Raw genomic sequence first — 16,085 nt, 5'->3', positions numbered from 1 at the left:
TTTCGGGGAGTGGGTTGTTTTGATGTCTTCGCCAAGTTGGACGGTCTCGCGGCTTTTGCTGGCGGCATTCGCGGTGCTATGGGTATTACCGTCCCAGGCGGCGCAACAGGTGCGGGTCGGCGCGGCGCACTTTCCGCCTTACACCGTGCGCCCGGAGTCTGGTGCCGACACCGGTTTGTTGCCGCAATTGGTGGAAGCCCTGAATCAATTGCAGACCGACTACCATTTCGTGCTGGTACCCACTTCTATTCCCCGGCGTTTCGGAGATTTCAAGCAGGGCCGGGTGGACATGGCGATCTTCGAGAACCCGGACTGGGGCTGGAAGGACATTCCTCACACCACCGTCGACATGGGCCTGGAAGACGCCGAGATTTTTGTCGCGCAACGTAAACCCGATCGTCAGCAGAGTTACTTTGCCGACCTCACGGGCAAGCGTCTCGCACTGTTCAGTGGCTATCACTACGAATTCGCCAACTTCAACGCCGACCCGAAATTCCTCGCGCAGAATTACAACGCCACGCTGACCTATTCCCATGACAGCAACCTGCTGATGGTGCTGCGTGATCGAGCGGACATTGCCCTGGTCACGCGCTCTTACCTGAGCGATTACTTGCTGCGCAACGAAAAAGTCGCCGATGAATTGCTGGTGTCCCAACGCATCGATCAGGTTTACCACCACTACGCGCTGCTCAGCCCGGCCGCACCGATCAGTGGCCCGGCGTTCAGCCAGTTGCTGCAAGGCTTGCGCGACAACGGCCAGATGCTGAAGATTTTCGAGCCGTACAAGATCGCCGTGGTGCCGGTGCCCAAGCCTTGAAACCCTGCCCCAGAATGCGGATTTAAAGACTTCGCTTAAATTTCCTGCTTCGGCTCACGTCACATCGTTGAACTGTCGACGATTACTGTGAGCCCGACCCATGTCCAATCTGAATGACCTGACTGCCCTGGCCCTGCCGTCAGGGCGCAGTCTTGTAGCCGATGAAACCGAAAACCGGCTGAGCCTCAGCCTGGAAGGGCAGCCGCTGATTCGTTTGCGTCTGTCTCGTGAACCCGGGTTGCACATCGAAGTGGAAGAACGCTTCGGGCTGCCTGCCGGCCAGGCGTTCTGGGCGGCGTGTTATTGGCTGTTTGCGCGTGATCCGGATTGCCAGCGCCTGACCTGGCGCCTCGGCGAAGCGCCGACCGAAGCCTTGCTCAGCGGTTTGCTGATCCCGACCGAAAAACTCGGTGAGTACCGTTGCGAGCGCACGCTGTTCTGGCAGTTGCCGCAGCCGTGGCTGGGGGAGTCGCTGACGGGCATTTATCCACAGCAAATGGTCATCAGCGCCGGCAAGCGCCATCCGTTGCGCCCGGCCAAACCGCGCGGTGAAGTCTATCGACGTTTCGACGCGCGTCTCGGTGCGTGGATTTCCTTGCGCACGGTAGAAATCGAACAGGACCTGCCGCGCTTCAATCGCTGGCAGAACAGCCCGCGGGTTGCAAATTTCTGGGAGGAGCAGGGCAGCCTCGAGAAGCATCGCGAGTACTTGAGCAAGCTCGACGCCGACCCGCACACCCTGACGCTGATCGGTTGTTTCGATGATCAGCCGTTCGCCTACTTTGAAGCCTATTGGGCCAAGGAAGATCGCATCGCGCCGTTCTATGACGCCGGCGATTACGACCGTGGCATTCACATGTTGGTGGGGGAAGAGGCGCATCGCGGCCCGCACAAAGTCGCGAGCTGGTTATCGGCGCTGGTGCATTACCTGTTTCTGGATGATCCGCGCACCCAACGCGTGGTCGCCGAGCCTCGCGCCGACAACGCGAAGATGATCGGGCATATGCACAACCAGTGTTTTCATTGCGAAAAAGAGTTCGACTTCCCGCACAAGCGCGCGGCGCTGATGGTGTTGGGGCGTGAGCGGTTTTTTGATCGGTGCAGGTTGGCGTAATGCGTAGGGCTCAAGATTCTTTGCGGTCTTGAGTCAGCCTTCGCGAGCAGGCTCGCTCCCACAGGTTCAGCGCAAACCCTGTGGGAGCGAGCCTGCTCGCGAATTGGAGGGGCAACTGGATTTCAGATCTTAACGCCGGGCAAACGTATCCGCCCGACTCCCCGATACCTTGCGGCAGTGCACCAGCGCATCACGAATCATGAAATTCACCAGGGTCGGCGAGACGCCGAGTTCCTTGGCGATGTCCTTTTGCGGCACGCCGTGCAGGCGGTACATCTCGAAGGCATAACGCGTGCGGCTGGGCAGCTCGGTCAGCGCATCGGCGATGTGTTCCAGGGTCGAGAAATTGATGTGCGAGGTTTCTGGCGAAGCGCCCTGGATCACCACGTTCAGACCTTCCTCTTCAGGGCCCGAATACTTCTGCTCCAGCGCCTGTTTGCGGTAGTGATCGATCGCCAGGTTGCGCACGATCTGGAACAGGTAACTGAGCTGAGCCTTGAATGAAGACGTGATCTGCGGCGCCGATTGCAGCCGGAAAAACGCATCTTGCACCACGTCCTCAGCCCGCGACCGGCAGCCGGTAATGCGGGCTGCAATTTTGACCAGAATCAGTCGGTTGTCGACAAAGGCCTGAAGTAGCGGTGAATCGCACCTGCTTGTGGATACTTGTTCCGTCATGGAAATCACCTTGCTGCAAATAGGGTTGTGGGACGACAAGCGTTTCGGAGCCGTCCTACACATCGAGCGACAAATTATGTTGAATGATAATGATTGTCAATTGAGAAAGAGAATTAATGCTCCACAAAAGTGCAGAGTGCGAACTGCGACACGCTGTCGCGCCCCAGCCTGGTTGCCGTTCAAGGCTGCCGACTAATTATTTCAAGACATCAATCGTTCTCATTGGTGAATGGTTCCGGACACGTCCCGGCCAAAACAGCATTCCCAAGCCCTGCGCGGTCGGCGAAGACCGCGCCCTGCACGCCATTTGTATGAGCGTGACGTAGGAAAACCGATTCCAACTTGTAAGCCGAATTCAGGCAGGAAACCTCATGACCGACGCGTTCGAACTCCCCAGCACACTGGTCCAAGCCCTCCAGCGCCGCGCGGCCCTGACGCCGGATCGCGTGGCTTTGCGTTTTCTCGCCGAAACCCCGGATCAGACGGTGGTACTCAGTTACCAAGAGCTGGATCAACGCGCCCGCACCATTGCCGGCGCGTTGCAGGCCGAGGCCGGATTTGGCGATCGCGCGGTGCTGTTGTTTCCCAGTGGCCCGGATTACGTCGCGGCGTTTTTTGGTTGCCTGTATGCCGGTGTCATCGCCGTGCCGGCCTATCCGCCGGAATCGACCAAGCGTCATCACCAGGAACGCCTGCTGTCGATCATCAGCGATGCCGAACCTCGTCTGCTATTGACCAGCGCCGGCCTGCGCGACGCCTTGCTGCAAATTGAAGGTGCGCCGCCGTTGCTTTGCGTCGACACCCTCGACAGCAATATGGCCGAACGCTGGGTCGCGCCGGATCTCGAAGACGATCACATCGCTTTCCTGCAATACACCTCCGGCTCCACCGCGTTGCCTAAAGGCGTGCAAGTCAGCCACGGCAACCTGGTGGCCAACGAACTGCTGATCCGCCATGGCTTCGGCATTGACCTGAACCCGGACGACGTGATCGTCAGTTGGTTGCCGCTGTACCACGACATGGGCCTGATCGGCGGCTTGTTGCAGCCGATTTTCAGCGGCGTGCCGTGCGTATTGATGTCGCCGGCGTACTTCCTCGGCCGGCCGTTGCGCTGGCTCGAAGCGATCAGCGAATACGGTGGCACCATCAGCGGCGGACCGGACTTCGCTTATCGACTGTGCAGCGAACGGGTCAGCGAATCGGCGCTGGAACGCCTCGACCTGAGCGGTTGGCGCGTGGCGTACTCCGGCTCCGAGCCGATTCGTCTCGACACCCTGGAACGCTTCGCCGAGAAATTCGCCACTTGCGGCTTCACCCCGGACAGCTTCATGGCCTCTTACGGTCTGGCCGAAGCCACGCTGTTCGTCGCCGGCACCCCGCGCGGCCAGGGCATCGGCAACCTGCGCGTAGACGATCAGGCATTGGCACAAAACCGTGCCGAAGCGGGCGAGGGCACGGAGATCATGAGTTGCGGCATCAGCCAGCCGGAGCACGCGGTGCTGATTATCGATCCGGTTGCTTTGACCGAACTTGCCGACAATGTCGTCGGCGAAGTCTGGGCCACCGGGCCGAGCATCGCCCACGGTTACTGGCGCAACCCCGAGGCCAGCGCCAAGACTTTCGTCCAGCACGCGGGCCGTACCTGGCTGCGCACCGGCGACCTGGGCTTCAAGCGTGAAGGTGAGTTTTTCATCACCGGGCGCCTGAAAGACATGCTGATCGTGCGCGGCCACAATCTTTATCCACAGGACATCGAGCAAACCGTCGAGCGCGAAGTGGAAGTGGTGCGCAAGGGGCGTGTCGCGGCGTTCGCGGTGAATATCGACGGTCAGGAAGGCATCGGCATCGCGGCGGAAATCAGCCGCAGCGTGCAGAGAATCCTGCCGCCCGACGCACTGATCAAAGCCATCCGCCAAGCCGTGGCCGAGGCGTATCAGGAAGCGCCGAGCGTGGTGGTGCTGCTCAATCCCGGTGCGCTGCCGAAGACCTCCAGCGGCAAACTGCAACGCTCGGCGTGCCGCAATCGCCTGGCGGACGGCAGCCTCGACAGCTACGCGCTGTTCCCGTCGGCAGAAGTAGAAAACGAAGCCACGGCGCAATCCGCTTCCGAGCTGCAAAGCCTGATCGCCACAATCTGGTGCGAGCAACTCAACGTCAAACAGGTCAATGCCGACGATCACTTCTTCCTGCTCGGCGGCAACTCCATCGCCGCCACTCAGGTAGTCGCGCGCTTGCGTGAAGAGCTGGGCCTGGAGCTGAACCTGCGCCTGCTGTTCGAAGCCCCGACCCTCGGCGCCTTCGCCGAGACCGTCGCCCGGCTGCAACAGGATGGCGGCCTCGCCCAAGGCGCGATCACAGCGTTGTCGCGCACTGAAGCCATGCCGCAATCCCTGGCACAAAACCGTTTGTGGATCACCTGGCAACTCGACCCGCAGAGCAGCGCCTACAACATTCCTGGCGCCCTGCGTTTGCGTGGCGAGCTGGACGAAGACGCATTGCGCGCGAGTTTCCAGCAACTGATCGAACGTCACGAATCCCTGCGCACACGCTTCTTCGAACGTGACGGCGTGGCCCTGCAACGGGTCGATGCGGCCAGTGAGTTCAACCTGCAACTGATCGACATCAGCGATTTGCCCGTCGACAAGCGTGAACTGCGCGCGCAACAAATCCGTGAGGACGAAGCCCGCACCCAGTTCGATCTGGAGAAAGGCCCGCTGCTGTGGGTGACGCTGGTGCGCCTCGACGACGAGGACCATCAACTGCTGGTGACGATGCACCACATCATCGCTGACGGCTGGTCGCTGAACGTATTGATCGACGAGTTCTCGCGGCTGTACGCCGCCGCCTCCCAAGGACAGAAAGCCACGCTCGCGGCATTGCCGACCCAGTACGCCGATTACGGCAGTTGGCAGCGTCAATGGCTGGCGCAGGGCGAGGGCGAGCGGCAACTGGCCTACTGGAAAAACCAGTTGGGCGATGAGCACCCGGTGCTAAGCCTGGCCACGGATCATCCGCGTTCGGCGCAGCACATCCACAGCGCCGCGCGTCACAGCGTGCGTTTGGGTGTGAGCCTGAGCGAAGCGATTCGCCAGACTGCCCAGGCGCATGAAGCCACGCCGTTCATGCTCTTGCTCACCGCGTTCCAGAGCCTGTTGCACCGCTATAGCGGTCAGCGTGACATTCGCATCGGCGTGCCGAACGCCAACCGTCCGCGCCTGGAAACCCAGGGCCTGATCGGCTTCTTTATCAACACCCAAGTGCTGCGCGCCGAGGTGGATTCACGCCTGCCATTCGTTGAGCTGCTGGCGCAAACCCGCCAAGCCGCGCTCGGCGCCCAGGCTCATCAGGATCTGCCGTTCGAGCAACTGCTTGAAGCGTTCCCGCAGGCTCGCGAGTCTGGATTGTTCCAGGTCATGTTCAACCACCAGCAGCGCGACTTGAGCGCACTGCGCCGCTTGCCGGGGTTGCTTGCCGAAGAGTTGCCGTGGCACAGCCGCGAAGCCAAGTTCGACTTGCAACTGCACAGCGAAGAAGACCGCAACGGGCGCCTGAGCCTGTCCTTCGACTACGCCAGCGAACTGTTCGACGCCGCGACCATCGAGCGCCTGGCGGAACACTTCACCAACCTGTTGCGCGAGGTTTGCGAACAACCTCAGCAAGCCATCGGCGACCTGCCACTGCTGACCTCAAACGAGCACGATCAGCAAGCCTCATGGAGCGCGGCACCCTGCACACCGGCCAGCCAATGGCTCCCGGAATTGCTCAACGAACAACTGCGCCAGACCCCGGAACGCACCGCGCTGATCTGGGACGGTGGGCAACTCGACTTCGCTGAGCTGCACGCCCAGGCCAACCGCCTAGCGCATTACCTGCGCGACAAAGGCGTCGGCCCGGATGTGTGCGTGGCCATCGCCGCCGAGCGTTCGCCGCAATTGCTGATCGGCCTGCTGGCGATCATCAAGGCCGGTGGCGCCTACGTGCCGCTGGACCCGGATTACCCGGCGGAGCGCCTGGCCTACATGCTCAGCGACAGCGGCGTCGAATTGATGCTGACTCAGACTGAATTGCTCGACCGCTTGCCAGCTACCGACGGCGTCAGCGTGATCGCCATGGACGCGTTGCACCTGGAAAACTGGCCGAGTCAGGCACCGGGTCTGCACCTGCACGGCGACAACCTGGCCTACGTGATTTACACCTCGGGCTCCACCGGCCAGCCGAAAGGCGTCGGCAACACCCACGCGGCCCTCGCTGAACGCCTGCAATGGATGCAGCACACCTATCGTCTGAACGACACCGACGTGCTGATGCAAAAAGCGCCGATCAGTTTCGACGTGTCGGTGTGGGAATGCTTCTGGCCGCTGATCACCGGCGCACGTTTGTTGATTGCCGGCCCCGGCGAACACCGCGATCCCCACCGCATCGCGCAACTGGTCCAGCAATACGGCGTGACCACATTGCACTTCGTGCCGCCGTTGCTGGCGCTATTCATCGAAGAGCCGCTGACTACCGAATGCACCAGCCTGCGCCGGGTTTTTTCCGGTGGCGAAGCCTTGCCCGTCGAGCTGCGCAACCGTGTGCTGGAGCAACTGCCAGCGGTGCAGCTGCACAACCGCTACGGCCCGACTGAAACCGCGATCAACGTCACCCATTGGCATTGCACCACGGCGGATGGCGAACGTTCGCCGATTGGCCGGCCGTTGGGCAATGTGATCTGCCGCGTACTCGACAGCGATCTCAATCCTGTCCCGGCCGGTGTGCCGGGTGAACTGTGCATCAGCGGTATCGGCCTGGCCCGGGGTTATCTCGGTCGTCCGTCGCTGACTGCTGAACGCTTCGTGGTCGATCCGCTGGGCGAGCAGGGCGCGCGTTTGTACCGCACCGGCGACCGTGCGCGCTGGACCGCCGATGGCGTGATCGAATACCTCGGACGCCTCGATCAGCAGGTCAAGTTGCGTGGCTTCCGGGTTGAGCCGGAAGAAATCGAAGCGCGTCTGCTGGCCCAGGACGGCGTTGCCCAAGCGGTGGTGCTGGTGCGCGAAACGGCGGCTGGCGGTCAGTTGATTGGTTACTACACCTCTACGGATTCCTCCGAAGACATTGATTTTCAAACAGCACGCCTGAAAACCGCGCTGGCCGCCGAGTTGCCGGAATACATGGTGCCTGCGCAACTGATGCGTCTGGATGAAATGCCCCTGAGCCCAAGCGGCAAGCTCGATCGTCGCGCCTTGCCTGAACCGCAGTGGCAGGTTCGCGAACACGTCGAGCCAGTTACCGAACTGGAGCAACAAATCGCCGGCATCTGGCGCGAAGTGTTGGGCCAGAAGCAGATCGGCCTGCGCGATGATTTCTTCGCGCTCGGCGGCCATTCGCTGCTGGCCACGCAAATCATCTCCCGCACTCGTCAGGCTTGCGACGTCGAATTGCCGCTGCGTGCGCTGTTCGAAAACAGTGAACTGGGCGCGTTCGCCGAACAGGTGCGTCTGATCCAGGCCAGCGGCCACACCAACAAACAACCGCCGATCGAGAAAGTCGATCGCAGCCAAGCGGTGCCGCTGTCCTATTCCCAGCAGCGCATGTGGTTCCTCTGGCAGATGGAGCCGGACAGCCCGGCCTACAACGTCGGCGGCATGGCGCGGCTGCGCGGGGTGCTGGATGTCGGGCGTTTCGAAGCGGCGCTGCAAGCGCTGATCATCCGCCACGAAACCCTGCGCACCACGTTCCCGAGTGTCGACGGTGTGGCCCGGCAACAGGTGCATGCGGATACCGGCATGCGCATGGACTGGAAGGATTTCTCGGCCCTCGACGCCGAGCTGCGCGAGCAACGGGTCCAGGCGCTGGCGGATAGCGAAGCGCACACGCCGTTCAATCTGGAAACCGGCCCGCTGCTGCGCGCCTGCCTGGTCAAGACTGCCGAGCAGGAACATTACCTGGTGCTGACCCTGCACCACATCGTCACCGAAGGCTGGGCGATGGACATCTTCGCCCGTGAATTGAGCGCGCTCTACGAAGCCTTCGTCGATGACCGCGAATCGCCGCTGGAAGCGTTGCCGGTGCAGTACTTGGATTACAGCGTCTGGCAGCGTCAGTGGCTTGAATCCGGCGAGCGCCAGCGCCAACTCGACTACTGGACCGCGCAACTGGGCCGCGAACATCCGCTGCTGGAATTGCCCGCCGACCGTCCGCGTCCGCCGGTGCAAAGTCACCAGGGCGAACTGTTCCGTTTCGACCTGAGCGACGACCTCGCGGCACGGGTGCGCGCCTTCAACGCGCAAAACGGTCTGACCCTGTTCATGACCATGACCGCCGCCCTGGCCGTGCTGCTTTACCGCTACAGCGGCCAGACCGATTTGCGCATCGGCGCGCCGGTGGCCAACCGCATCCGCCCGGAAAGCGAAGGGCTGATCGGCGCGTTCCTCAACACCCAAGTGTTGCGTTGCCAGCTCGACGGGCAAATGTCCGTCGGCGAGTTGTTCGAGCAAGTTCGCCACACCGTGATCGAAGGCCAGTCCCATCAGGACCTGCCGTTCGATCATTTGGTCGAAGCCTTGCAGCCACCGCGCAGCGCCGCTTACAACCCGCTGTTCCAGGTGATGTGCAACGTGCAGCGCTGGGAATTCCAGCAGAGCCGCACCCTGGCCGGCATGACCGTCGAATACCTGGCCAACGATGCCCGGGCGACCAAGTTCGACCTTAATCTGGAAGTCACCGACCTCGACCATCGGCTGGGTTGCTGCCTGACGTATAGCACCGACCTGTTCGACGAACCGCGCATCGCACGCATGGCCGGGCACTGGCGCAATCTGCTGGAAGCCTTGCTCGCCGATCCGCAGCAGCGCCTCAGCGAGTTGCCGTTGCTTGAAGGGACGGAACAGAAAAACCTGCTGAACAGCCTCGGCATCGAGCCGGGCGAACATCGCCTGGACCAATGCATTCATCACCTGTTCAGCGAGCAAGCGCTGGCGCGCAAAGATGCGCCGGCCCTGACGTTTGCTGGCGAAACCCTGAGCTACGCCGAACTCGACAGCCGCGCCAATCGCCTGGCCTGGATGCTGCGCGAGCGCGGTGTCGGCCCGCAGGTTCGTGTCGGCCTGGCGCTGGAGCGTTCACTGGAAATGGTCATCGGCCTGCTGGCGATCCTCAAGGCTGGCGGCGCCTACGTGCCGCTGGACCCGGAATACCCGCTGGATCGCCTGCATTACATGATCGAAGACAGCGGCATTGGTCTGCTTCTCAGTGACACCGCCATGTTCAACGCCCTCGTTGAATTGCCACCGAACGTGGCGCGCTGGTGCCTGGAAGACGACGCGGCGGAACTGGCCAATTACCCGGCCAGCGAGCTGCCGTTTATCAGCCTGCCGCAACATCAGGCGTACCTGATTTACACCTCTGGCTCCACCGGTAAACCGAAAGGCGTGGTGGTGTCCCACGGCGAAATCGCCATGCATTGCCAAGCAGTGATCGAGCGTTTCGGCATGCGTCCCGACGACTGCGAACTGCACTTCTATTCGATCAACTTCGACGCCGCCACCGAGCGTCTGTTGGTGCCGTTGTTGAGCGGCGCACAAGTGGTGTTGCGTGCCCAAGGACAATGGGACGCGGAAGAAATCTGTGGTCTGATCCGCCAGCATCAGATCAACATCCTCGGTTTCACCCCGAGCTACGGCAGCCAGTTGGCGCAGTGGCTGGCGACTCAGGGCGAAACCCTGCCGGTGCGCATGATCATCACCGGCGGCGAAGCGTTGACCGGCGAACACTTGGCGCGGATTCGTGCGGCGTTCAAACCAAGCATGTTTTTCAACGCTTACGGCCCGACCGAAACCGTGGTCATGCCGCTGGCCAGTCTGGCGCCGGAGGTGTTGGAAGAAGGCCTCGGCAGTGTGCCAATCGGCAGCGTGATCGGCGCCCGCGTGGCGTACATTCTCGACGCCGATTTGGCCCTCGTGCCGCAAGGCGCGACCGGCGAGTTGTACGTCGGCGGCGCTGGCCTGGCCCAGGGTTATCACGAGCGGGCGAGCATGACGGCGGAGCGCTTTGTCGCGGATCCGTTTGCCAGTAACGGCGGGCGTATCTATCGCACCGGCGACTTGGTGCGCCAGCGTGCCGATGGCCTGGTGGAATACCTCGGGCGCATCGACCATCAAGTGAAAATACGTGGTTTCCGCATCGAGCTGGGCGAGATCGAAACCCGTCTGCTGGAACACCAATCCATCCGTGAAGCCGTGGTCCTGGCGCTGGATGCACCGAGCGGCAAACAACTGGTTGGCTATCTGGTCACTGAGGTCTCCGAGCAGGACGAAACTCAACAAGTCGCACTGCGTGAAGCGCTCAAGGTTCACCTCAAATCGCAACTGCCGGACTACATGGTGCCGACGCACCTGATCCTGCTTGCGAGCATGCCGCTGACCGCCAACGGCAAACTCGACCGCCGCGCACTGCCGGCGCCGGATCCGGAGCTGAACCGCCAGCACTACGTGGCGCCGAGCAATGAACTTGAGCTGACGTTGGCTGGCATCTGGTGCGAAGTGCTGAACGTCGCGCAAGTCGGCCTCAACGACAACTTCTTCGAACTGGGCGGCGACTCGATCCTGTCGATCCAGGTGGTCAGCCGCGCGCGGCAGCAGGGCATTCACTTCAGCCCGCGAGACCTGTTCCAGCACCAGACCGTGCAGACCCTCGCCGCCGTCGCGACGCGCACCGAGCAAGTTACCGCCGAGCAAGGTTTGCTGGTTGGCGAATCGGGTTTGACGCCGATCCAGCACTGGTTCTTCGACACGGATATCCCCGAGCGCCAACACTGGAACCAGGCGTTGCTGCTGGAACCGACCGTGGCGCTGGAACCGCATCGTCTGGAGCAAGCGCTGCTGGCGGTGATCGAGCAACACGACGCCTTGCGCCTGCGCTTCACTCAAGTGGACTCGCAATGGCATGCCGCGCACCAAGCGCTGAATGACACCCCGGTGCTGTGGCAGGTGCGCGTTGCGTCCATGGACAAGTGCAGCGCGCTGTTTGCCGATGCCCAGCGCAGTCTCGACCTCGAACAAGGCCCGCTGCTGCGTGCCTTGCTGGTCGATGGTCCCGAAGGCCAACAACGCCTGTTCATCGCCATTCACCACTTGGTGGTGGACGGTGTTTCGTGGCGGGTTTTGCTGGACGATCTGCAAACGGTCTACCGTCAACTCGATGCGCAACAGTCGGTGAAACTGCCGGCGAAAACCAGCGCCTTCAAGGACTGGGCGGAACGCTTGCAGGCCTATGCCGGCAGCGAATCCCTGCGCGAAGAACTGGACTGGTGGCAATCACAACTGGCAGGACCAAGCGTTGAGCTGCCATGTGATCGCCCGCAAGGTGGCCAGCAAAATCGTCATGCACAAACCGTCAGCGTGCGCCTCGATGCCGAGCGCACCCGGCAATTGCTGCAACAGGCGCCGGCCGCGTATCGCACTCAGGTCAACGACCTGCTGCTGACCGCGTTGGCTAGGGGCATGTGCCGCTGGAGTGGTCACGAATCGGCATTGATTCAACTCGAAGGTCACGGCCGCGAAACCCTGTTCGACGAGATCGACCTGACCCGCACCGTGGGTTGGTTCACCAGCGCTTATCCGCTGCGACTGATCCCGGCGCTGGAGCAGGGCGACTCGATCAAGGCGATCAAGGAACAACTGCGCGCTGTGCCGCATAAGGGCCTGGGTTATGGCGTGTTGCGTTACCTCGCCGATGACCTGTGCCGCCAGACCATGGCCGCATTGCCGGTGGCGCCGATCACCTTCAACTACCTCGGCCAGTTCGACCAGAGCTTCGGCGCGGACGCGTTGTTCCGGCCTCTCGATGAACCGGTCGGCGCAGCCCATGATTCTCACGCGCCGCTGCCAAACGAGCTGAGCGTCGACAGTCAGGTCTACGGTGGTGAACTGGTGCTGCGCTGGACCTTCAGCGCCGAGCGCCACGATCCGCACACCATCAGCGACCTGGCGAATGCCTACCTGGGCGAGTTGCAAAGCCTGATCGAACATTGCCTGCAAGACGAGGCCGGTGGCCTGACGCCGTCGGACTTCCCGCTGGCCCGGTTGACCCAACCGCAACTCGATGCGCTGCCGATTCCGGCCGCCGTGATCGAAGACGTCTACCCGCTGACCCCGATGCAGGAAGGCATGCTGCTGCACACCTTGCTGGAACCGGGCACCGGCCTCTATTACATGCAGGACCGTTATCGCATCAACAGCGAGCTCGACCCCGAGCGTTTCGCCCAGGCCTGGCAAGCGGTGATCGCCCGTCACGAAGCCTTGCGCGCCTCGTTCTGCTGGAACGTCGGCGAAGACATGCTGCAAGTGATCCACAAACCGGGCAGCACGCCGATCGAGTATCTGGACTGGACTGCGGTCGCCGACATCGAGCAAGAACCGAAGCTGCAAGCACTGCTGAAAAGCGAGCGTGAGGCCGGTTTCGATTTGCTCAACCAGGCACCGTTCCACCTGCGCCTGATCAAGGTCGGCGCGGCACGCTACTGGTTCATGATGAGCAACCACCACATCCTGATCGATGCCTGGTGCCGCTCGCTGCTGATGAACGATTTCTTCGAAATCTACATGGCGCTCGGCGAAGGCCGCGACGCGCAATTGGTCGTGCCGCCGCGTTATCGCGACTACATCGGCTGGCTGCAACGCCAGAGCCTGGCCGAAGCGCGGCAGTGGTGGAAAACCAACCTGCAAGGCTTCGAACGGACCACGCCGATCCCGAGTGACCGCCCGTTCCTGCGCGAACACGCCGGCGACAGCGGCGGCATGATCGTTGGCGACCGCTACACCCGACTTGATGCCCGTGACGGCGCGCAATTGCGTGAACTGGCCCAGGCCCATCAGTTGACCATCAACACTTTTGCCCAAGCGGCATGGGCGTTGGTACTGCGGCGCTTGAGCGGTGATCGCGACGTGCTGTTCGGCGTGACGGTGGCCGGGCGTCCGGTGGAAATGCCGGAGATGCAACGCACGGTCGGGCTGTTTATCAACAGCATCGCGCTGCGGGTGAAAATGCCGGAAGACGATCAGCGAGTCAGCGTGCGCCAGTGGCTGAGCGGTTTGCTCGACAGCAACATGCAACTGCGCGAGTACGAATACCTGCCGCTGGTGACGATCCAGGAAAACAGCGAACTGCCGAAAGGCCAGCCGTTGTTCGACAGCCTGTTCGTGTTCGAAAACGCCCCGGTGGAAGTCTCGGTGCTGGACCGTGCGCAGAGCCTCAACGCCACCTCGGATTCGGGCCGCACCCACACCAACTTCCCGCTGACGGCGGTCTGCTACCCGGGGGATGACCTTGGTTTGCACATCTCCTACGACCAGCGTTATTTCGACGAAACCACGGTCGAGCGCATGCTCGGCGAGTTCAAGCGTCTGCTGCTGGCGCTGGTGCAAGGTTTCCATGGCGACATGGCCGACTTGCCGTTGCTGGGCAGCGAGGAACAGGACTTCCTGGTCGATGGCTGCAACCAGAGCGAACATGAATACCCGCTGGAAAAAAGTTACGTCGAACTGTTCGAAGCCCAGGTCGCGCAGCATCCGCAACGCATCGCGGCGAGTTGCCTCGACCGGCTGCACAGTTACGTCGAGCTGAACCAGCGCAGCAACCGTCTCGGTCACGCGTTGATCGCGGCGGGAGTGTGGCTGGACCAACCGGTGGCGTTGCTCGCCGAACGTAACCTCGATTTGCTCGGCATGATCATCGGCAGCTTGAAGGCCGGTGCCGGTTATCTGCCGCTGGATCCGGGCCTGCCGAGTCAGCGCCTGAGCCGTATCATTGACCTGAGCCGCACGCCGTTGCTGGTCTGCACTCAGGCCTGCCGCGAGCAAGCGCTGGCGTTGCTGGACGAATTCGGCTGCGCCAATCGGCCGAAGTTGCTGGTCTGGGAAGACGTGCAAGCGAGCGATGCGTCGGTGCAAAACCCGGGCATCTACAGCGCCCCGGATAATTTGGCCTACGTGATCTACACCTCGGGCTCCACCGGTTTGCCGAAGGGCGTGATGGTCGAGCAGCGCGGCATGCTGAATAACCAGTTGAGCAAGGTGCCGTATCTGAACCTCAGCGCTAGCGATGTGATCGCGCAAACCGCTTCGCAAAGCTTCGATATTTCGGTCTGGCAGTTCCTCGCCGCGCCGCTGTTCGGCGCGCGGGTGGACATCGTGCCGAACACCATCGCCCATGATCCGCAAGGCTTGCTCGCTCACGTACAGAACCAAGGCATTACCGTGCTCGAAAGCGTGCCGTCGCTGATCCAGGGCATGCTCGCGCAGGAGCGCATGAGCCTCGACGGCTTGCGCTGGATGCTGCCGACCGGCGAAGCAATGCCGCCGGAACTGGCGCACCAATGGCTGCTGCGCTACCCGGAGATCGGGCTGGTCAACGCCTATGGTCCGGCGGAATGCTCGGATGACGTGGCGTTCTTCCGGGTCGACATGGCCTCGACTCGCGGCAGTTATTTGCCGATCGGTACGCCGACCGACAACAACCGCTTGTACCTGCTCGATGGCGCGCTGGAACTGGTGCCGTTGGGCGCGGTGGGCGAGTTGTGCGTCGCGGGTACGGGTGTCGGTCGCGGTTACGTCAGCGATCCGCTGCGCACCGCCCAGGTGTTTGTGCCGAACCCGATTGGCGAGCCGGGTGATCGTCTGTATCGCACGGGCGACCTGGCTCGTCGGCGCAATGACGGCGTGCTGGAATACGTCGGACGCATCGACCATCAGGTGAAGATTCGCGGTTACCGTATCGAGTTGGGAGAAATCGAGGCGCGTCTGCACGAGCAACCGGAAGTCCGCGACGGCGCGGTAGGTGTGCAGGAAGGTGTGAACGGCAAGCATCTGGTCGGCTATCTGGTGGCGGCGGATTCGGCGCTTAACCCGAGCGAACGCCTGGAGCGGATCAAGCAACGCCTGCGCGCCGAACTGCCGGAATACATGGTGCCGCTGCACTGGTTGTGGCTCGACAAGCTGCCGCTGAATGCCAACGGCAAGCTCGATCGCAAGGCGCTGCCGGCGCTGGAGATCGGCCAGTTGCAGAGCCAGGATTACCAGGCGCCGCGCAATGAGCTGGAGCAGACCCTGGCAGATATCTGGGCCGAGGTGCTGAAGGTCGAGAAGGTCGGTATTCGCGACAACTTCTTTGAACTGGGCGGCCATTCGCTGCTGGCGACACAGATTGCTTCGCGGGTGCAGAAATCGTTGCAACGGGACGTGCCGTTGCGGGCGATGTTCGAGTGCAGCACGGTGGAGGAATTGGCCGAGTACATCGACGGGTTGGCGGCGAATGACATGACCGAGGAGAAGGTCGATCGGTTGAATGACCTGATGGCGGAGTTGGAGGGGCTTTGATTCTCCAGTGTCAGTGAGGGCCTCTTCGCGGGCAAGCCTCGCTCCTACAGGGATATGCGAATCTCCTGTAGGAGCGAGGCTTGCCCGCGAAGGCGTCAGCACTTTCGCTACAATTTGCGCG

Annotated in this window: 4 protein-coding genes; 3 read left to right on the top strand and 1 reads right to left on the bottom strand. The window is 62.1% G+C overall.

What is annotated here, in order from left to right; translation table 11 throughout:
* Nucleotides 1-22 precede the first annotated feature (22 nt).
* Complete coding sequence (locus tag LOY68_RS22345) at nucleotides 23-817, top strand: substrate-binding periplasmic protein (protein WP_204280839.1); 795 nt, start codon at nucleotides 23-25, stop codon at nucleotides 815-817.
* 100 nt (nucleotides 818-917) lie between these two features.
* Complete coding sequence (locus LOY68_RS22340) at nucleotides 918-1,931, top strand: GNAT family N-acetyltransferase (protein ID WP_163913267.1); 1,014 nt, start codon at nucleotides 918-920, stop codon at nucleotides 1,929-1,931.
* A 129-nt stretch (nucleotides 1,932-2,060) separates the two neighbouring features.
* On the opposite strand, the gene LOY68_RS22335 is transcribed toward LOY68_RS22340, so the two are convergent.
* Complete coding sequence (locus LOY68_RS22335) at nucleotides 2,061-2,609, bottom strand: RNA polymerase factor sigma-70 (RefSeq protein WP_054614033.1); 549 nt, start codon at nucleotides 2,607-2,609, stop codon at nucleotides 2,061-2,063.
* 371 nt (nucleotides 2,610-2,980) lie between these two features.
* On the opposite strand from LOY68_RS22335, the gene LOY68_RS22330 reads away from it, so the two are divergent.
* A complete protein-coding gene (locus LOY68_RS22330; protein WP_265039962.1) occupies nucleotides 2,981-15,964 on the top strand; it encodes a non-ribosomal peptide synthetase in 12,984 nt (4,327 codons plus the stop codon).
* Nucleotides 15,965-16,085: the final 121 nt, after the last annotated feature.

This window comes from Pseudomonas sp. B21-053 (assembly GCF_026016365.1).
GTDB classification, from domain to species: Bacteria; Pseudomonadota; Gammaproteobacteria; order Pseudomonadales; family Pseudomonadaceae; genus Aquipseudomonas; species Aquipseudomonas nunensis.
The sequence above is the reverse complement of the archived record's forward strand: the minus strand, read 5'-3'. Positions and strand labels throughout refer to the sequence as shown.

Bases quoted from the DNA above. Each gene is read 5' to 3' on its own strand.
- LOY68_RS22345 (WP_204280839.1), top strand. From the start codon at position 23: ATGTCTTCGCCAAGTTGGACGGTCTCGCGGCTTTTGCTGGCGGCATTC.
- LOY68_RS22340 (WP_163913267.1), top strand. From the start codon at position 918: ATGTCCAATCTGAATGACCTGACTGCCCTGGCCCTGCCGTCAGGGCGC.
- LOY68_RS22335 (WP_054614033.1), bottom strand. From the start codon at position 2,609: ATGACGGAACAAGTATCCACAAGCAGGTGCGATTCACCGCTACTTCAG.
- LOY68_RS22330 (WP_265039962.1), top strand. From the start codon at position 2,981: ATGACCGACGCGTTCGAACTCCCCAGCACACTGGTCCAAGCCCTCCAG.